Annotated in this window: 11 protein-coding genes; 3 read left to right on the top strand and 8 right to left on the bottom strand. The window is 73.0% G+C overall.

What is annotated here, in order from left to right:
- Nucleotides 1–48 precede the first annotated feature (48 nt).
- The 5 genes from ACFO3J_RS35785 to ACFO3J_RS35765 all read right to left on the bottom strand — a co-directional run bounded on the left by ACFO3J_RS35785 (nucleotide 49) and on the right by ACFO3J_RS35765 (nucleotide 10,968).
- Nucleotides 49–2,319 (bottom strand): hypothetical protein, encoded by a 2,271-nt coding sequence (locus ACFO3J_RS35785; protein ID WP_386439020.1) that lies wholly within the window; start codon nucleotides 2,317–2,319, stop codon nucleotides 49–51.
- Between the two features lie 312 nt (nucleotides 2,320–2,631).
- Entirely contained in the window at nucleotides 2,632–6,186 is a 3,555-nt protein-coding gene (dnaE, locus tag ACFO3J_RS35780) for a DNA polymerase III subunit alpha (protein ID WP_386439017.1), read from the bottom strand.
- Nucleotides 6,187–6,385: 199 nt separating this feature from the next.
- Entirely contained in the window at nucleotides 6,386–8,239 is a 1,854-nt protein-coding gene (ilvD, locus tag ACFO3J_RS35775) for a dihydroxy-acid dehydratase (protein WP_386439015.1), read from the bottom strand.
- A gap of 214 nt (nucleotides 8,240–8,453) precedes the next feature.
- On the bottom strand, nucleotides 8,454–9,257 hold the full coding sequence (locus tag ACFO3J_RS35770; RefSeq protein ID WP_386439067.1) for a sugar phosphate isomerase/epimerase family protein: 804 nt from the start codon (nucleotides 9,255–9,257) through the stop codon (nucleotides 8,454–8,456).
- Nucleotides 9,258–9,945: 688 nt separating this feature from the next.
- Nucleotides 9,946–10,968 (bottom strand): Ppx/GppA phosphatase family protein, encoded by a 1,023-nt coding sequence (locus tag ACFO3J_RS35765; protein ID WP_386439013.1) that lies wholly within the window; start codon nucleotides 10,966–10,968, stop codon nucleotides 9,946–9,948.
- A 227-nt stretch (nucleotides 10,969–11,195) separates the two neighbouring features.
- Between ACFO3J_RS35765 and ACFO3J_RS35760 the strand changes: the two genes are divergently transcribed.
- Complete coding sequence (locus ACFO3J_RS35760; protein ID WP_386439064.1) at nucleotides 11,196–11,909, top strand: hypothetical protein; 714 nt, start codon at nucleotides 11,196–11,198, stop codon at nucleotides 11,907–11,909.
- A 25-nt stretch (nucleotides 11,910–11,934) separates the two neighbouring features.
- Here the strand turns inward: ACFO3J_RS35760 and ACFO3J_RS35755 are convergent, their stop codons facing one another.
- Both ACFO3J_RS35755 and ACFO3J_RS35750 read right to left on the bottom strand, forming a co-directional pair.
- Nucleotides 11,935–13,149 (bottom strand): hypothetical protein, encoded by a 1,215-nt coding sequence (locus tag ACFO3J_RS35755; protein ID WP_386439010.1) that lies wholly within the window; start codon nucleotides 13,147–13,149, stop codon nucleotides 11,935–11,937.
- 194 nt (nucleotides 13,150–13,343) lie between these two features.
- Entirely contained in the window at nucleotides 13,344–15,116 is a 1,773-nt protein-coding gene (locus ACFO3J_RS35750; RefSeq protein ID WP_386439007.1) for a BACON domain-containing protein, read from the bottom strand.
- Nucleotides 15,117–15,341: 225 nt separating this feature from the next.
- Between ACFO3J_RS35750 and radA the strand changes: the two genes are divergently transcribed.
- Together radA and disA are read left to right on the top strand one after the other, a co-directional pair.
- Nucleotides 15,342–16,727 (top strand): DNA repair protein RadA, encoded by a 1,386-nt coding sequence (gene radA, locus ACFO3J_RS35745; RefSeq protein ID WP_386439004.1) that lies wholly within the window; start codon nucleotides 15,342–15,344, stop codon nucleotides 16,725–16,727.
- 682 nt (nucleotides 16,728–17,409) lie between these two features.
- Nucleotides 17,410–18,570, top strand: coding sequence for a DNA integrity scanning diadenylate cyclase DisA (disA, locus tag ACFO3J_RS35740; protein ID WP_386439001.1), 1,161 nt, complete (start codon nucleotides 17,410–17,412; stop codon nucleotides 18,568–18,570).
- Nucleotides 18,571–18,632: 62 nt separating this feature from the next.
- Here disA and ACFO3J_RS35735 read toward each other — a convergent pair whose 3' ends face one another.
- Entirely contained in the window at nucleotides 18,633–19,526 is an 894-nt protein-coding gene (locus ACFO3J_RS35735) for a hypothetical protein (RefSeq protein ID WP_386438998.1), read from the bottom strand.
- Nucleotides 19,527–19,616 lie beyond the last annotated feature (90 nt).

Raw genomic sequence — 19,616 nt, 5'->3', positions numbered from 1 at the left:
GCGGCCCGGGTCGAGGTGAAACAGTAGGGACACAGAACCATGGGCATGTCAGCGCACCACCAGAGTGTCGGGCGTTGGGTGGTCGAGGCGGGCGTCGGCGGAGTGGGCGCCGAGCAGGAACCCGCGCAGCAGGTAGGGGCGGGCGCGGTCGCGCAGGTCGAGCTCGATGTGCACCGGTTCGCCGGAGGTCAGGCGGGCGCCGGGCAGCCGCAGTTCGGCGGTGCCCTGGCCGGGGTGCAGCGGCGGCACGGCCGGCCGGCCGACGAGCAGGAAGTCCGGGCAGCCGGGGGCGGCCGGCGGTTCACCGGCCGCGTCGGGTGCCGCCGGGCCGGTACTCCCGGGCAGGACTGCCCGCACGACCACGGTCCGCCGGGCGCCACCCCGCCAGCCCGGCTTCAACAGCCGGTAGTCGACGCGTACTTGCGGCGGCAGCTCGATCCGGGCCGCGCCACCGAGCACCAGGTCGGCGCCGGGGGTGCTCACCGCTCGTACGGTCACCGCGCAGGCCGAGCCGGTGGCGGGCAGCCGCAGCCCGGCGCGGAGGTAGGCACTGCGGGTCAGGGGCCGCTCGTCCGACCGGCCGTCCTGCTCCCGGCCGACCATCAGCGTCGCGGCCGACGGCGGCCAGTCGAGGACCACCCGGATCTCGTCGTCCGGCAGGCGTTCGGCCCGCAGCCCGCCGATCTCCGGCAGAGCCTCGACCAGCAGGCTCGGGCCGGCCACCGCGTGCCGGCCCAGCACCCCGACCGCGACGATCCGCAGGGCGGCGCCGGGCGCCACCGTGATGCTCTCGGCCGGGTCGGTGATCAACGGGCTTGGTAAGTGCGGTAGTTCGCCGGTGAGATCGGTGCCCGGCGCGGGCGGGTCGTCGTCCCACGGCACGATCCGTACCTCGCCGCGGGCCGGGGCGGGCCAGTCCAGCCGTACGGCGTCCCCGAGCGGTCCGGCGGCCAGCACGGTCAGCGTGGTCACCGGCTGCGGCCACTCCTCCATGACGGCGCCGGCCCACCGGCCCGGCGAGCTGACGATGGTGCCGTCCGGGGCGCGGTAGTCGCAGCCGATCAGGTAGGCGCGGGGACCGGGGGCGGTCGCCGGGTCCTCGAAGCCGTCGCGGCGGCAGGGCAGTTCGGTATCGGCGTCGGTTTCGGTTTCGGTGTCGGCTTCGGTGTCGGCGGGGCCACGGGGGCCGAGCCGGACCACGCGTACGGCCGCGGCGGTGTCCGGCGCCCGCCAGGTCCCGGTCACGCCGGAGCGACCCGAGGTGACCTCCAGGTCCGTCACCTCGGGGGCGACCAGCAGCGGCGTGCTCGTCCGGGGGAGGCCGGCGATCCGGCCGTCGCCGATGGGCAGGACGGAATAGCGCACCCGGGTGCCGGTCACCGCGCCGGTGTCGAGGATTCCCGCGCGGCCGTGGCCGGACCCGAGCCGGACCGACTCCTCGGGGTGGTCGGCGAGGTGGCGGACGACATGGAAGCCGAGATCGGTGTGGTCGACCGGAGCGGTGTCGTCGGTCCAGCCGGTCCAGTCGGTCCAGCGCACCCGTAACGCGTCGCCTTCCCACTCGGCGCGCACCTCGGGGGCGGGGGTGTCCGGGGTCGTCCGCAGCAGGCCGGCCAGCGCCCGCTCGTCGTCGGCCGCCAGCCGGGCGGCCCGCAGATAGGCGCGGGCGGCGGCCGCGTCGTCGCCGCCGTCCGCGCGGCGGGCCGCCTCCGCCAGCAGGGCGTCGGCCTCGCGGGCGGCCCCGGCGATCGCCGCCAGCAGCTCGGCCAGCAGGGGGTCGGCCGGAGCGGCCGGCAGCCTGGCGGCCAGGGCGGTGGCGCGCCGCAGCCGTCCGTGCTCCCAGGCGCTCTGGACGCCCTCGGCCGCCTCGCGGTCCAGCCCGCCCAGCGGCAGGGCCGCACCGAGGGCGGCGGCGAGGATGTCGGCCTCCCCGGCGGCGAGCCCGAGCGATATCGCGGTCCGGGCGCGTTCCGGGCCCGGCTTGTCCTGGAGCAGCACGGCGAGTTCGTAGAGGACCACGCGTCGCAGGCACATCGCGTCGGCGGCCAGCGCCGCGTCCAGGCGGTCGGCGAGCGCCTCGGCGGCGGCGGCGCGGCCCTGGCGCCAGCGCGCGACATACGCCCGGTCCACCCGCTGCCAGGCCAGCCCCCGGCCCCGGAACCACAGACCGTCCAGCACTTTGAACCCGGCGGCCGGCGCGCCGGCCGCGGCGGCGGGGAGCAGCGCCTGCGCGGTGTGCCGTACGCCGAGGTCGTCCAGCCGCGCGGCCCAGTGCGGATAGTCGGCGACCCCGGGGAAGAGCGGTATCCCGGGCAGCACCGCAGGCCGCCGCCGAGGATGCCCCGCACCCCCGTGGCCTGCCCCCCGTGCCCCCTCGTACACCAACCCCTCGGCCCCCCAGCTCGCTCCGCCCATTCCACCAGACCCCGCCTGGCGCCGGGTCACTTTCCGTCAACCCATCCCGGGGGCGGGGGTGGCGGGGCCGGCCGGGGCCCTGGCTACGGGGGTGTCGCCACGGTGGGGCTTCCGGCGGACCCCGGGCCTGATGCCATCGTCATCCATGCCGACGACAGCGACTCCGAGCGCCGGCAGCGGACCCCAGGGGCCGCTGCCGGTCAGGCCGGGCGCCGGCTAGGCCACGCCCAGCCATGTCTCCAGGCCGAAGCTGCCCTTGATCTCCGAGGCGATCGTCTCGTGGTTGACGAGGAAACCCAGCTCGTAGACGGTGGTCTTCTCGCGGCCCTGGACGCGGACGCGGACCGGGCTTTCGCCGGGGTGGGCGGCGAGGATGCGGCGGAGTTCGCTGATCGCGGGGGGATTGACCTTGTGGGCGCGCATGAAGAGCTGGACCGGGGGTTTGCCGCCGAACTCGGCTGAGGAGATGTCGAGTTCGAGGAGTTCCTGGCCGGCGATGTTGATGGAGCCGTCACGGTCGTTGATCCGCCCGGTGACCGCGACCACGCTGTCCTCGATCAGCGCGTGCTGGACGAGCTGGTAGGACGCGGGGAAGAAGCACACCTCGATCGAGGCGTCACGGTCGGAGAGGTAGACGATCGCCCAGGCGTTGCCCTGTTTGGTCATCCGGCGCTCGACGCCGGTGATCAACCCGGAGAGTTTCACCACGCCCTGGGTCTGGCCGGAGGCGATCAGGTCCGCGATGGAGGTGCTGCGGTTGCGCGCCAGGATGTGCTCGGCGCCGTCCAGCGGGTGCGCGGAGACATACAGGCCGAGCATCTCCCGCTCGATGGTGAGGAGTTGCTTGCGCGGCCACTCGGTCTCCCCGATGGCCACATCGAGGCCGAAGCTGGCCTCGGCGTCACCGCCGCCGTCGTCGAGCGAGCCGAACAGGTCGTCCTGGCCGTAGGCCTCCGCCTTCTTCACCGGGATCACCGCGTCGATCGCCACGTCGTGGGCGGCCGACAGGCCCATCCGGGTGTGGCCGAGGGAGTCGAACGCGCCGGCCTTGATGAGGGATTCCACCGCGCGCTTGTTGAGCGCGTTGATCTCGGACTTCTGCAGGAAGTCGGCGAACGAGGTGTACTTGCCCTTGGACTTGCGCGTCCCCACCAGCGAGTCGATGACGCCGGTGCCCACATTGCGCACCGACTTCAGCCCGAACCGCACGTCCTCGCCGACGGCGGTGAAGTCCGCCACCGACTCGTTCACATCCGGCGCCAGCACCCGGATGCCCATCTTGCGGGCGTCGGCCAGATAGACCGCCGCCTTGTCCTTGTCGTCGTCCACCGAGGTGAGCAGCGCGGACATGTACTCGGCCGGGTAGTTGGCCTTGAGATACGCGGTCCAGTAGGACACCAGTCCGTAGCCGGCGGTGTGCGACTTGTTGAACGCGTAGCCGGAGAACGGCAGCATGACGTCCCACAGCGCCTTGATGGACTCCTCGGAGTAGTCGTTCCCGAGCATTCCGTCGTGGAACTTCTGCCACTGCGCGGCCAGTTCGGCCGGCTTCTTCTTGCCCATCGCGCGGCGCAGCACATCGGCGCCGCCGAGGGTGTAACCGGCCAGCTGGCGGGCGATGGCCATGATCTGCTCTTGGTAGACCAGCAGATGGAAGGTGGTGCCGAGGATCGGCTCCAGCGGGTCCTTGAGTTCGGGGTGGATCGGCTCGATGGCCTGCCGGCCGTTCTTGCGGTGCGCGTAGTTGGTGTGCGCGTTGGCCGCCATCGGGCCGGGACGGTAGAGCGCCAGTACGGCGGCGATGTCCTCGAACCGGGTGGGCTCCATCAGCCTCAGCAGCTGCCGCATCGGGCCGCCGTCGAGCTGGAAGACGCCCAGGGTGTCGCCGCGGGCCAGCAGTTCATAGGTCTTGACGTCGTCCAACGGCATGCTCTCGGTGGACAGTTCGATGCCGCGGTTGTCCTTGATGACCTTGATCGCGTGATCGATGATGCCCAGGTTGCGCAGACCCAGGAAGTCCATCTTGATCATGCCCATGGATTCGCAACTGGGGTAGTCGAATCCGGTGATGATCACGCCGTCCTTGTCCCGCTTGTGCAGCGGGATCAAGTCGAGCAGGGGGGTCTTGGAGAGGATGACCGCGCAGGCGTGCACGCCGGTGGTGCGGACCAGGCCCTCGATGCCCTTGGCGGTGTCGATGACCTTCTTGACGTCCGGCTCGTTGTCGTACATCTGCCGGACCTCGCCCGCCTCGCCGTAGCGGGGGTGGCCGGGGTCGAAGATGCCGTCGAGCGGGATGCCCTTGCCCATCACGTCGGGCGGCAGCGCCTTGGTGATCCGGTCGCCCATCGAGAAGGGGTAGCCCAGGACCCGGGAGGAGTCCTTGATGGCGGCCTTGGCCTTGATGGTGCCGAAGGTGTTGACCTGGGCGGTGTACTCCTCGCCGTACTTCTCGGTGACATAGCGGACCATCCGGTCGCGCTGGCGGTCGTCGAAGTCGAGGTCGACATCGGGCGGGCTGATCCGCTCGGGGTTCAGGAACCGCTCGAACAGCAGCCCGTGCTCCAGCGGGTCCAGCTCGGTGATCCGGGTGGCGTACGCGACCAGCGATCCGGTCGCCGATCCGCGGCCGGGGCCGACCGGCACGCCGTTGTCCCGCGCGTACTTGCAGATGTCGGCGACGACGAGGAAGTACGAGGAGAAGCCCATCGGACCGATGACCTTCATCTCGATCTCGAAGCGCTCCATCACCTCGGCCGGGATCGGCGAGCCGTAGCGCCGCTCCAGCCCGCGCATGCACTCCTTGCGCAGCCACGACTCCTGGGTCTCGCCCTCGGGGACGTCGAACTGCGGCATCTGGTCGACTTCGCCGAAGACCTCGTCGTAGGACTGGATCCGCTCGGCGACCAGCAGGGTGTTGTCGCACGCCTCGGGCAGCTCGGCGAACAGCTCGCGCATCTCGGCGGCGGTCTTGATGTAGTAGCCGGTGCCGTTGAAGCGGAAGCGGTTCGGGTCGTCCTTGTTCTTGCCCACGCCGATGCACAGCAGGGTGTCGTGGGAGTCGGCTTCGCTCTCGTGCACGTAGTGCGAGTCGTTGGTGGCCAGCAGCGGGATGTTCAGCTGCTTGGCGATGCGCATCAGGCCCTCGCGGACGTTGCGCTCCAGGTCGAGGCCGTGGTCCATCAGCTCCAGGAAGTAGTTTTCCTTCCCGAAGATCTCCTGGTATTCGGCGGCCGCCTTCAGCGCCTCGTCCTCCTGGTTGAGACGCAGCCGGGTCTGGACCTCGCCGGAGGGGCAGCCGGTGGTGGCGATGATGCCGCCGGCGTGCTCGGAGATCAGCTCCTTGTCCATCCGGGGCTTGCTGTAGTAGCCCTCGAAGGAGGCGAGCGAGGACAGCCGGAAGAGGTTGCGCAGCCCGGTGGCGTTCTCGGCCCACATCGTCATGTGGGTGAACCGGCCGCCGCCGCTGACGTCCTTGCCCTCGCCGTCGTCGGAGACGGCCCGCTGACCGCCGGGGCCCCAGAAGACGGGCTTCTTGTAGCGGCGCGACTCGGGGGCCAGATAGGCCTCGATCCCGATGATCGGCTTGACCGGGGTCTTCTTCGCCACCTGGTAGAACTCGTACGCGCCGAACATGTTGCCGTGGTCGCTCATGGCGACCGCCGGCATGCCCTCCTCCTCGATCTTCTTGAAGAGGATGGGCAGTTTCTGGGCGCCGTCGAGGAGCGAGAACTGCGTGTGATTGTGCAGGTGGACGAAGCTGTCGGACACCGGACAGTCACCTCCGGGGCTGGTCTCGGGAAGGCTCCACCCTATCCCTCCGGGGCGGCCGGCGAGGAGCCCGGCGGGGTGTCGGCCGGCGGCCGTTCACCGCCGCCGGGGCCCCGGGCGCGGCGACGGCCCGCCCCCGCGCCGGAAGGGGCGGGGGCGGGCCGTCAACGGAAAGACCGACGGAAAGACTGAGGAAAAATCAGCCTTCGAGCTTGCTGACGTCGCGCACCGCGCCCTTGTCCGCGCTGGTGGCCATCGCCGCGTAGGCGCGCAGCGAGGCCGAGACCTTGCGCTCGCGGTTCTTCGGGGCGTAGACGCCGTTCAGCGCGGCGCGGCGGGTGTCGAGGGTCTCCTGGGGAACGAGGAGTTCCATCGTGCGGTTGGGGATGTCGATCCGGATGCGGTCGCCGTCCTCGACCAGCGCGATGGTGCCGCCCGAGGCCGCCTCCGGAGAGGCGTGGCCGATGGACAGGCCCGAGGTGCCGCCGGAGAAGCGGCCGTCGGTGATCAGGGCGCAGGACTTGCCGAGGCCGCGGCCCTTCAGGAAGGACGTGGGGTAGAGCATCTCCTGCATACCGGGGCCGCCGCGCGGGCCCTCGTAGCGGATGACGACGACATCACCGGGGGTGACCTCCTTGCGGAGGATCTTGTCGACGGCCTCCTCCTGGGACTCGCACACCACGGCCGGGCCCTCGAAGGTCCAGATCGACTCGTCGACCCCCGCGGTCTTGACCACCGCGCCGTCCACCGCCAGATTGCCGCGCAGCACCGCGAGGCCGCCGTCGGCGGAGTAGGCGTGGGCGACGTCACGGATGCAGCCGCCGGCCGCGTCGGTGTCGAGGGTCTCCCAGCGCTCGGACTGCGAGAAGGCCAGCGCGGAGCGGACACACCCGGGCGCGGCGTGGAACAGCTCCACCGCCTCCGCGGAGGGTGAGCCGCCGCGGACGTCCCAGGTCTCCAGCCAGTCCTTGACCGAGGCCGAGTGGACGGTGTGCACGTCCTCGTTGAGCAGCCCGCCCCGGTAGAGCTCACCGAGGATCGCCGGGATGCCGCCGGCCCGGTGCACGTCCTCCATGTAGTACGTACCGCCGGGCGCGACATTCGGCGCCACCTTGGCCAGGCAGGGGACCCGCCGGGAGACCTCGTCCATCTGGGTGAGGCCGTAGTCCAGCTCGGCCTCCTGGGCGGCGGCCAGCAGGTGCAGGATCGTGTTGGTGGAGCCGCCCATCGAGATGTCCAGGGCCATGGCGTTCTCGAAGGCGGCCGTGGTGGCGATGGCGCGCGGCAGCACCGTCGCGTCGTCCTGCTCGTAGTAGCGCTTGGCCAGGTCCACCACGGTGGCGCCGGCCCGCTGGTAGAGGGCCTTGCGCGCGGTGTGGGTGGCGAGCACCGAGCCGTTGCCGGGCAGCGCCAGGCCGATCGCCTCGGTGAGGCAGTTCATCGAGTTGGCGGTGAACATGCCGGAACACGAACCGCAGGTGGGGCAGGCGTTCTCCTCGATACGGAGGATGTCCGCGTCGGACACGTTCTCGTTCACCGCGTCGGAGATCGCGTTGATCAGGTCCAGCTTGCGGACCGTGCCGTCGACCAGGGTCGCCTGGCCGGCCTCCATCGGGCCGCCGGAGACGAAGACGGTCGGGATGTTCAGCCGCAGGGCCGCCATCAGCATGCCGGGGGTGATCTTGTCGCAGTTGGAGATGCAGATCAGGGCGTCGGCGCAGTGCGCCTCGACCATGTACTCCACCGAGTCGGCGATCAGGTCCCGGGACGGCAGGGAGTAGAGCATGCCGCCGTGGCCCATGGCGATGCCGTCGTCCACCGCGATGGTGTTGAACTCGCGGGGCACCGCGCCCGCGGCCGAGATCGCCTCGGAGACGATCCGGCCGACCGGCTGGAGGTGGGTGTGCCCGGGTACGAACTCGGTGAAGCTGTTGGCGACCGCGACGATCGGCTTGCCGATGTCGGCGTCGGCGACGCCGGAGGCGCGCATCAGCGCGCGGGCGCCCGCCATGTTCCGGCCGTGGGTGACCGTACGTGACCTCAGCTCGGGCACGGTGTCCACTCCCTTGGGTTCACTCGCGAATCGGCTCGCCGCCGGGGCTGATCCTTGCTGATCGGTGCCGGGCGGTTCGTTCCACCGGCCGCCCCGCGGCGTGCTGACGAGGGTACGCCGGTCGCCCAGGATTCGGACATACGGTCCGCGATACGGGACGAGGGGGGACGTACGTGCTATGCGGTGCCGGAGGTGGGGACCGGTCCGGCGGGGCTCAGCGGCTGACCTTCGCGGCGGCGGCGGCCAGGTGCAGCCGGGTGAAGGCCAGCGCCTCGGCCAGGTCGGTCTCCCGCTCGGCCGCGGACATCGCCCGCCGGGTGTTGACCTCGACCACGATATGGCCGGTGAACCCGGAGCCGGCCAGGGACCCCAGCAGCTCGGCGCACGGCTGATTGCCGCGCCCCGGCACCAGGTGCTCGTCCTTCGCCGAGCCGACGCCGTCCGCGAGGTGCACATGGGCGAGCCGGTCACCCATCCGGCGCACCATGGCCAGCGCCTCCACCCGCGAGGTGGCGGTGTGGGACAGGTCCACGGTGAAGTGGCGGTAGTCGTCCTGGGAGACGTCCCAGTCGGGGGCGTAGGCGAGCATTTCGCGGTCGCGGTAGCGCCAGGGGTACATGTTCTCGACGGCGAACCGTACGTCGGTCTCGTCGGCCATCCGCCAGATGCCGGCCACGAAGTCCCGGGCGTAGCCGCGCTGCCAGCGGAACGGGGGGTGCACCACCACGGTGGAGGCGCCGAGCAGGTCGGCGGCCTTCTTGGCGCGCTGGAGCTTGACCCAGGGGTCGGTGGACCACACGCGCTGCGTGATCAGCAGGCAGGGGGCGTGCACGGCGAGGATCGGGATGCCGTGGTAGTCCGAGAGGCGCCGCAGCGCGTCGACGTCCTGGCTGACCGGGTCGGTCCACACCATCACCTCGACGCCGTCGTAGCCGAGCCGGGCGGCGATCTCGAAGGCGGTGGCGGTCGACTCCGGGTAGACCGAGGCGGTGGACAGGGCGACCTTGACGTCCGGCACGCAGGCGTCGCGGCCGGCGTCCGCCGTGCCGCCACGTCGCTGGGAATCCCGTCGTCGAGCCACGCCTCACAGCGTACGGTGCCCTACGGGCGGTCCCACCGGTCAGGCTCCGGGTGGCGCCCCGGGGCGCGCGATCCTTTTGCCACCGGGGACGCGGGGTGCGCCCGAACCCGCCCCACCGGCCGGTGGGTGGCTTCTCGCGCAGTTCCCCGCGCCCCTTCCACCCGGGGCGGTGGGCCGCGGTCGTACCCGCCCCACCGGCCGGTGGGTGGCTTGTCGCGCAGTTCCCCGCGCCCCTTCCACCTGGGGTGGTGGGTTGGGGTTGTTTCCGGACCTTCTGCCCGGTGGCGGGTTACTCGCGCAGTTCCCCGCGCCCCTGCGGGGCCGCGACCCCGCGGGGCCACCGACCCGACCGGCTGCCGCGCCCCGTCACCGGACCACCGGCCGGTGACCGGTTGCCCGCGCAGTTCCCCGCGCCCCCTTGGGGCGGGTCCGCCTCCGCAGAGACATCCGCCCCGTCAGGGGCGCGAGGAACTGCGCGACCAGCCCACCGCCGGACAGAAGATCCGGACACGACCGCAACCCACCGCCCCGAGCGGAAAAAGGGGCGCGGGGAACTGCGCGACAAGGCGCCCACCGGGCGGGAGGTCCGGACGCGGCCGGGACCCAGCACCCCGGGCGGGCCCCGTCACGGCGTGGGGCGGCGCCTGCCGTGGGCGACCGCCGTGACGGACGTGCCGCGTTCGGCCACCGTGTCCGGCTCGGCCACCGCCTTCGACGGCTCGGTGACCATGACGTCGAGCTTGCGGAGGATGACGCCCTCCCGCAGCGCCCACGGGCAGACCTCCAGCTCTTCGACGCCGAAGAGATCCATCGCCCCCTCGGCGACCAGCGCGCCCGCGAGAAGCTGGCGGGCGCGGCCCTCGGAGACGCCCGGGAGGGCCGCCCGGCGGGCCGCGGTCATGGCGGACAGCTTCGGCACCCATTCCTCCAGCGCGGAGCGCCGCAGCGTGCGCTGGACGTAGAGCCCCTCCGCGCTGCGGGCCGCGCCCGCGATCCTGGCCAGCTGGCGGAACGTCTTCGAGGTGCCGACCGTCAGGTCCGGGCGGCCCAGCCGGGCGAAGTCCGCGACCGTACGGGCGATTTCGGCCCGGACATGGCGGCGCAGGGCGCGCACGTCGTGGTGGGAGGGCGGATCGCCGGGCAGCCGGGCGACGGTCAGCCGGCCGGCGCCCAGCGGCAGCGACACCGCCGCGGCCGGGTACTCGTCCATGCCGAAGCCGACCTCCAGCGAGCCGCCGCCGATGTCCAGCACCAGCAGGCGGCCGGCCGACCAGCCGTACCAGCGGCGTACCGCCAGGAAGGTCAGCCGGGACTCGTCCTCGCCGGACAGCACGGTCAGCCGTACCCCGGTCTCCCGCTCGACCCGGGCCAGCACCTCCTCGCCGTTGGCCGCCTCCCGCACCGCCGAGGTGGCGAACGGCAGCACGTCCTCGACGCCCTTGTCCTCGGCGACCCGGACCGCGTCGGCCACCGTGGTCACCAGCCGGTCGACGCCCGCCTCGCTGATCGCGCCCCGCGCGTCGAGCAGCTCGCCCAGCCGCAGTTCCGCCTTGTGCGAGTAGGCGGGGAGCGGGCGCGCGCCCGGATGCGCGTCCATCACCAGCAGATGGACGGTGTTGGATCCCACATCGAGCACTCCGAGTCGCATGGGCTGACGCTAGCGCGAGCGGCCCCGCGTTCGCCGGGCGGACGACCGGCGTATACGAGTCCCGTTGTGGCATTCCGCGCATTCCGGTCGTACGGCATACGCTTGGGCGCGTGGCGAAGGCGAAGACCCGTAAGGGCGGCGGCAGAAGCAGGGGCAATGGCGGCGGTGACGGCGAGCGCGCGCCGGACGAGGCGGAGCTGGACTTCCCGCGGGCCTGGGTGGAGTTCATGGACCCGGCCGACGAGGAGCAGGTCTTCCGCTGCGACCTGACCTGGCTCACCTCGCGCTGGACGTGCATCTTCGGCAGCGGCTGCCAGGGCATCGTCGCCGGGCACGGCGCCGAGGGCTGCTGTTCGCTGGGCGCGCACTTCGCCGATGACGACGACGAGAAGCGGGTCGCCTCCCATGTGGCGCGGCTCACCCCGGAGACCTGGCAGTTCCACCCCTTCGGCGCCGGGGACGACGGCTACTGGGCCGAGGAGAACGAGGACGGCGAGCGGCAGACCCGGGTCGTCGACGGCGCCTGCGTCTTCGCCAACCGGGCCGGATTCCCCGGCGGCCAGGGCTGCGCGCTGCACGCGCTGGCCCTGCGCGAGGGGCGCGAGCCGCTGGAGACCAAGCCGGACGTCTGCTGGCAGCTGCCGATCCGCCGCACCTTCGACTGGGTGGACCGGCCGGACGACAGCCGCGTGCTGGTCGTCTCGATCGGGGAGTACGACCGGCGCGGCTGGGGGCCGGGCGGCCACGACCTGCACTGGTGGTGCACCTCGGCGACGTCCGCGCACGGCGCCGGCGAACCCGTCTATGTGTCCTACAAGCCGGAGCTGACCGAGCTGATGGGCCCGGCCGCGTACGAGCAGCTGGTCGGCCTGTGCGACGCGCGGGTGGCCGCACCGGGCCTGCCGCTGGTGGCTCCCCACCCGGCAGACCCGGTGGCCTGAACGGCCGGCGGCGCGGTCCCGGGGGTCAGGGCTGCGGGGTCCACAACGCCGCGTGGTAGGCGCCGTTCGCGGTGAAGATGTCCGGCGGCGTGGTGGCCGCCTGGCCGACGATCTCGCCCGCGTGGTCGGTCCCGACCGCCTGGGAGTTGAGGCCGCCCAGTGACGGGAGCTTGGTGAGGGTGCCGGTGTCGGCGCGGTAGGCGAAGCCGAAGGAGTTGGCTGCGTAGTAGTTGCCGACGACGAGATTCCCGCTGATCGCCTTGGGCTCGGTGACGCCGATCCCGCCGACCAGGGCCTGGGTGTTGGTCTTCAGGTCGTACGCCCAGCCGACCATGCTGTCCGACCCGACGACGGTGTGCCCGCCGACCAGCGGGTGCACGAACAGATTCGTGCCGAGGTCGGTCCACGCCCCGGTCCGCACGTTGTACGCGAAGCCGTGGGTGCCGCCGAAGTTGCCGCCGCCCAGCGGGTAGGTCCCGACGACGGTGTGGCCGGCCGCGTCGTTGACCGTGCTGCTCGCGGCGCCGTGCGTGCCGATGTCGGTGAAGGTGCGCGTCCGCAGGTCGTAGACATAGCCGTGCAGCACGGTCGAGGGCTGGCCGGTCACGGTGGAGTTGCCGACGACATAGCGGTCCTGGAGGATCTCGCCGGCGCCGCTGCCGCCGGTCGGTCCGGCGAGGGAGCCGATGTCCTTCATCCGGTGGGTTCTGACGTTGTAGACGAAGCCGTGGGTGAGGGTGTCGCCCGCCAGGCTCGAACTGCCCACGAGAATGTTCCCGCTCAGCTCGCCGACGGTGCTGGTGCTGCCGCCGAGGGTGCCGATGTCGGTCAGGGTGTGCTGGCGCAGGTCGTAGACGAAGCCGTGGCTCGCGCCGGTGGCGGTCGGGGAGTTCCCGATGACATAGCGGCCGTGCACCGCGACGGCCGTGCTGCTCGGGCCGCCGAGGGTGCCGAGGTCCTCGATCTGCTGGGTGCGGCGGTCGTAGGCGAAGGCGTGGGTGGTGGTGTTGCCGGTGAGCTGGGAGTTGCCGACCACCGTGTCGTGGTCGACCGCGACGGCGAGGCTGGAAGTGCCGCCGAGGGTGCCGAGATCCTGGATCGCGTAGGCGGGCGTGTCGGCCCGGGCCGGCCCGGCGGTCAGGCCGAGCAGTACGGACGCGGCGGCTAAGCCGGCCGCGCTGGCGGTGGAACGTGCCGAACCTGCTGAACGTCCTGCCCGTGCTGAACGAATCGTCCTCACGATGCCCCCTGAAGGCGTAGGCGGCCGGCGCCGCGGCCCTTGGGCGCCCGGCCGGTCCCTTTCCTACCCCTGCGGCTTCCCACGCGGCCAGTTCCGGTGGCGGATCTGCGCTCGCCGCATGAGCGGGGGCTGCGGCTTACGGCCCGCGTGTCCTGCTTTCGCCTGCGGATACGACCCGGGAGTGGTTACGGCGATCAGCCGGCGGTGGGCGCGGGGGTGGTGGGCGGCGGTGGCGAGGACGGTGGCGGCGACGGGGAGTCGCTCGGGGTGGGGGTAGGGCTCGCGGTGGGCGGCGGCGGTGCGGGCTTGGGTGTGGTGGGGACCGGGGCCGGGGTCGTCGGCGCGGGGGCCGGGGAGGCCGGGACCGGGGGCGGGACGGACCGGGTGGACGAACCGTGCAGGATGACCGTCGCGTGGCCCGGGGTGAAGCCGATCCGGGCGTCCCAGGAGCCCTCGGGTTCGAGGGAGCGGTCCGCGGTGATCGCCACGGTGACCGACTGTCCGGGCTGGAGACTGCCGCCCCGGTCCGACAGCCGCAGCCAGTAGGCCGAGGTGGACGCCTGCCACCGCACCGGCTCGTCGCCCACCGCGGTGAGGACGACCACGGTGCGCCCCGTCCCCGCGTGGGCGGCGACCGTCACATATCCGGAGCCGTCGGCGGGCGGCGGCGCGGGGGGCGAGGACACGGCGACCGTGGTGGCCGTGGGAAGGCTGAGGCCGGGCGCGCCCGACCCGCCCCCGAGGCCCGTCCCGCGCCGCGCCGCCCCCGAACCGCCCGCTCTCTCGTAGGACACGCCGTCGAGCCCGTCCGGCTCGCTGGTGGCGCGGTCCGAGGCCTGGCCCTCTCCGAGCGGCGCGGCGTGGTAGGCGGCCCACAGGGCGAGCACGGGCGCGGCGATCACCGCCGCCACCACGGTGCCGGTCACCGCCCGGTGCCGCAGCCGCGCCCGCCGGGCGGCCCGGTCCTTGAGGCCGAGCGGAAAACCGCGCCGGTCGAAGCGGGGCGTGGCGTCGCGGGTCCGGCCGAGGCCGGCGTCCATCGCGTACAGCTGCGCCGCGTACGCCGCCGAGCGGGGCGCCTCGACCAGGGCGAGCACCGCGGTCGCGTCGGCGGTGTCCGACGGGCCGGCCGCCCCCGGCCAGGGGCCGGCCGCCACCACCCGCTCGGCCGTGCGCCGACACGCCCCGCAGTCGTCCACGTGCCGCACCAACTCGTCGCGCAGCGCCGGGCCGAGCAGGACCCGGGCGTCTCCGGCGAGTCGGACGAGGGCCGGGCAGCGCCCGGTGTCCACCACCGCCAGCGCCGTACGGGTGCGCTCCACCGCGCAGGCGGCCTGGGCCAGCAGCGCGCGGGCCGCTTCCGGGTCGAGGCCGAGCACATGGGCGACCTCGCGGGCCGACAACTGGTGGCGCACCGCGAGTTCGAGCGCCTCGCGCTGCTCGGGGGTGGTGCCGGCCGCCTCGGGCCAGGCCAGCGCGGCCAGTTGGGCCCGGCGCTGCTCGGCCACCGCGTCCGAGGCGGGCGGTACGGCGGGCGGGCCGGCGGCGAGCCGCCGCAGGCAGGCCCAGCGGGCCAGCGCGTACAGCCAGGGGGGCCGCAGCGCCGGATCGCGCAGCTTGGCCCGCTGGCGCTCGGCCAGCGCCAGCACCTCGCCGAGGGCCGACGCGGCGGCGTCGTGCTCGCACAGGACGGACAGGCAGTACGTGAACAGGCCGTCGAGATACGGCTCGTAGTGGGCCGGCGGCTGCATGGGCAGCGTGCCCTGCGGGCGCCGGTCGCGGCTCCGGGCGCCCTGCTCCCTGCCGTGGCCGGCGTCCGGGAACGGGGCGCGCGCGGTGGCGGTCGCGGAGCCGGTGTCACCGGTGGTCCCGCGTCCGCTGTCCCGGCCGCTCCGCTCCCGTCCGGCCGGCGCGCGGTGCTTGCGGTGCGCGCCGGTGCTCTGCGTGGGGCTCTCCTGCCTGCTCATCACCGGGCGACGGTAGGCCAACGAGGGCCCGCGCCGCGGCGTTCCGGGCTGACATTAATCCTTATGGGTAGCGATCTGCCCCAAAAGGGGACAGGACGACCCCTCACACGGGTGATCGTACGATCGCGCGCCCGACTCTCTTTCCGCTCGGTTTCCGCCCGCCCCCGGCCCGGACCGACCCTCGCGCGGTCCGCGCTGTCGTACCCGACCGCTACGGTGAACCGCATGGCCACCCGTAAGCCCGCCCCGAAGGACCGTCCCTCCTACCGCTGCGCCGAATGCGGCTGGACCACGGTCAAGTGGCTCGGCCGGTGCGGCGAGTGCCAGGCCTGGGGCACCATCGAGGCGTTCGGCGGCGCGCCCGCGGTCCGTACGACGGCGGCCGGCCGGGTCACGACCGCGGCCCAGCGGATCGGCGATGTGGACGGCCGGCAGGCCACCGCCCGCTCCACCGGCGTGCCCGAGCTGGACCGGGTGCTCGGCGGCGGGCTGGTGCCCGGCGCCGTGGTGCTGGTGGCGGGCGAGCCGGGCGTCGGCAAGTCCACCCTGCTGCTGGACGTGGCGGCGAAGGCGTCCTCCGCCCAGTCGCCGACGCTCTACATCACCGCCGAGGAGTCCGCCTCGCAGGTGCGGCTGCGCGCCGACCGGATCGGCGCGCTGGCCGACCACCTGTTCCTGGCCGCCGAGACCGATCTGTCGGCGGTCCTGGGCCACTTGGACGATGTGAAGCCGGCCCTGCTGGTGCTGGACTCGGTGCAGACCGTCGCCTCCCCGGAGATCGACGGCGCGCCGGGCGGCATGGCCCAGATCCGCGAGGTCGCGGGGGCGCTGATCCGGGCGTCGAAGGAGCGCGGCATGTCCACGCTGCTCGTCGGCCATGTCACCAAGGACGGCGCGATCGCGGGTCCGCGGCTGCTGGAGCACCTGGTCGACGTGGTGCTGAGCTTCGAGGGCGACCGGCACGCCAGGCTGCGGCTGATCCGCGGCATCAAGAACCGCTACGGGGCCACCGACGAGGTGGGCTGCTTCGAGCTGCACGACGAGGGCATCGTGGGGCTGGCCGACCCGTCGGGGCTCTTCCTGACCCGGCGTGACGAGCCGGTGCCCGGCACGTGTCTGACGGTCACGCTGGAGGGCCGCCGCCCGCTGGTCGCCGAGGTGCAGGCGCTCACCGTGGACACCCAGATCCCCTCGCCGCGCCGCACCACCTCGGGTCTGGAGACCTCCCGGGTGTCGATGATGCTGGCGGTGCTGGAGCAGCGCGGCCGTATCAAGGCGATCGGCAAGCAGGACATCTACACGGCGACGGTCGGCGGGGTGAAGCTGTCCGAGCCGGCCGCCGACCTCGCGGTGGCGCTGGCGCTGGCCAGTGCGGCGATCGATACGCCGCTGCCGCAGAATCTGGTGGCGATCGGTGAGGTGGGGCTGGCGGGGGAGGTGCGGCGGGTCACCGGGGTCCAGCGGCGCCTGTCCGAGGCGCACCGGCTCGGCTTCACGCATGCGCTGGTGCCGCCGGATCCGGGGAAGATTCCGGCCGGCATGAAGGTGATTGAGGTCGCGGACATATCCGACGCGTTGCGGGCGCTTCCGCAGCGGGCGTCCCGCCCGTAGGCCGGCGGGGCGCCCCCGGGAGCGCCTTCTCCGCCTCGGGGCGGCGGGTCACGGTCCTATTTCCGCCCGAGGGGGCGAGTTGCGGTCGTACCCGGTCCTACGGCCAGTGGGTGGCTTGTCGCGCAGTTCCCCGCGCCCCTGTCTCCGCCCGAGGGGGCGAGTTGCGGTCGTACCCGGTCCTACGGCCAGTGGGTGGCTTGTCGCGCAGTTCCCCGCGCCCCTGACGGGGCGGATGTCTCCGCGGAGGCGGACCCGCCCCAAAGGGGCGCGGGGAACTGCGCGAGCAGCCGCTCACCGGACAGAAGGTCCGGGCACAACAGCCACCCACCACCCCCGGCGGAAAAAGGTGCCCACCGAGCGGAGGTCCGGGGCCGGCAACGGACAAAGCGGGACGCGTCGGTGCGCGCCGCGCCCGTGGTTGGGGTGGGGGGAAGTCGTGATCGGCGGCGGGGTCGGGGAGGCGGGCCCCCGGGCCCAGGGGGCGGCGTGGGCCGGTAGGGGGCGTGACGGAGGGCCGCCGGGAGGCGGGACCGCGGGGGGAGGGGGCGCCGGGGGCAACCCCCACCACCTCCGCCGGAGTCCTCTTCTCCGCGCCCCACAGCGCGGACGACGTAAACTTTGCCCTGGTCTCGCCTCTCGCCGAGCAGGCAATGGGCATCCGTAGCTACCGGAGGATTGCAGAGTGGCAGCCAACGACCGGGCCGGGGGCACCACCCCGGCCCGAAGGGCAGCGGGGGACTCTGCCGGCAGGTCCGGCGGCGCCCTCGGCGCCGACGGCGGGCTGATGCGCGCCTCACTGAGCGCCGTCGCGCCCGGCACCGGCCTGCGCGACGGCCTGGAACGGATCGTCCGGGGCAACACGGGCGGCCTCATCGTGCTGGGTATGGACAAGACGGTGGAGTCGCTGTGCACCGGCGGCTTCGTCCTCGACGTGGAGTTCTCCGCGACCCGGCTGCGCGAGCTGTGCAAGCTGGACGGCGCGCTGATCATCGACAAGGACATCACCAAGATCCTGCGGGCCGGGGTGCAGCTCGTGCCGGACCCGACGATCCCCACCGAGGAGACCGGCACCCGGCACCGCACCGCCGACCGGGTCAGCCGGCAGGTCAACTTCCCGGTCGTCTCGGTCAGCCAGTCGATGCGGCTGATCGCGCTCTATGTGGACGGCCAGCGGCGGGTCCTGGAGGACTCCGCGGCGATCCTGTCCCGGGCCAATCAGGCGCTGGCCACCCTGGAGCGCTACAAGCTGCGGCTCGACGAGGTGGCGGGCACGCTGTCCGCGCTGGAGATCGAGGACCTGGTGACGGTACGGGACGTCACCGCGGTCGCGCAGCGGCTGGAGATGGTGCGCCGGATCGCCACCGAGATCGCCGAGTACGTCATCGAGTTGGGCACCGACGGCCGACTGCTCTCACTCCAGCTGGACGAGCTGATCGCGGGCGTCGAGCCCGAACGCGACCTGGTGGCAAGGGACTACGTACCCGAGCCGACCGCCAAGCGGACCCGTACGGTGCCGGAGGCACTGGCCGAGCTGGACGCGCTGCCGCAGAACGAACTGATCGAACTCACCACCGTGGCAAGGGCGCTGGGTTACACCGGCTCGCCCGAGTCGCTGGACTCCGCGGTCTCGCCGCGCGGTTACCGGCTGCTGGCCAAGGTGCCGCGGCTGCCCAACACGGTGATCGAGCGGCTGGTGGACCACTTCGGCGGACTGCAGAAGCTGCTCGCGGCGAGCGTGGACGATCTGCAGGCGGTGGACGGCGTCGGGGAGGCACGGGCCCGCTCGGTCCGCGAGGGACTCTCCCGGCTGGCCGAGTCCTCGATCCTGGAGCGCTACGTTTGAAGCAGGTTCGTCTGAGCGCTTGACCGGTCGGCCACGCCGACCCGGGTCCGTACGGCTCCGGGTCAGTCGGTCGACAGCACGAAGGACACCTGCTTGGCGCCCCAGCCCGGCAGCGCCGCCTGCACCAGGTACGTGCCCGGCGTGGCCTGCTGCCCCTTGGGCTTGGCGCACTTCGGCGAGCTGGTCTTCTCGTTCCAGCGCAGGGTGTACGCGGTGGTGCTGTGGGCACTCACCTGGAGCAGGTAGGAGCCGCTGGCGGGACAGTCGTTCGACGCCCATACGTGGGTGTTGTCCGGGCCGCCGGTGATGGTGAACACCGCCTTGGCGGGCGCGAAGTCCATCTTGCAGGTGATATCACCGGAGTTGGTGGCCCGCAGCTGGAAGGACGGGACATCGCCGGGCGAGTACGCGTTGTGCGCGCTGGCCAGCGACAACTGCACCGAGCCCGGGGAGCAGTCGGGGAGCGACGAGCCGGCCGGCAGCCGCACGGGGGCGGCCGCGCCGCCACCGGACGAGCCCGCGGTGCCGCCGGAAGTCGCCTCGGCGCCGGCCGAAGTGCCCCCAGTCGAGCTGCCGGCGACCGAGCCGGACCCCGAACCCGCGTCCGTACCACCGCTGGTGGTCGTGTCGCCGGTCGCGCCGCTGGTGGCGCCCGCACCGGGCGTACCCGCTGTGGCGCCCGAACTCGCGCCGCTGGAGCCGCCGTTGGTCGAGCCGTCGTCGGCGGGCGAGGTGTCCCGGCCGCCGGGGCGCCCGCTGATGTGGGTGCCTGTGGGGGCTGGTCCCGCGGTGATCGTGCCCAGCGGGGTGTGCGAACTCGTGGGCACCGCCGAGCCCTTGCCGTCCCCGCCGCCACCGGAGTTGAGCCCCCAGAGGACGAGCGCGGCCACCAGTGCGAGCAGGCACACCGCGATGACCCGCCGCCTCCAGTAGATGGTGGAAGGCAGGGGTCCCACGGGATTGCGCATCGAGCCCACGCACGAACTCTAAGGGAGATCACCCGGCTGCCGCCGCATCACCCGCCGCTCGTCTTACGGTCTTTGCCG

The sequence above is a fragment of the Streptomyces polygonati genome, from assembly GCF_042650325.1.
Classification (GTDB): Bacteria; Actinomycetota; Actinomycetes; order Streptomycetales; family Streptomycetaceae; genus Actinacidiphila; species Actinacidiphila polygonati.
This window is presented reverse-complemented; position numbering and strand designations above follow the sequence as displayed.

Excerpts from the sequence above, each read along its gene's own strand:
- radA (WP_386439004.1), top strand. The coding sequence starts at position 15,342 with ATGGCCACCCGTAAGCCCGCCCCGAAGGACCGTCCCTCCTACCGCTGC.
- ACFO3J_RS35765 (WP_386439013.1), bottom strand. The coding sequence starts at position 10,968 with ATGCGACTCGGAGTGCTCGATGTGGGATCCAACACCGTCCATCTGCTG.
- ACFO3J_RS35760 (WP_386439064.1), top strand. The coding sequence starts at position 11,196 with ATGGACCCGGCCGACGAGGAGCAGGTCTTCCGCTGCGACCTGACCTGG.
- ACFO3J_RS35750 (WP_386439007.1), bottom strand. The coding sequence starts at position 15,116 with ATGAGCAGGCAGGAGAGCCCCACGCAGAGCACCGGCGCGCACCGCAAG.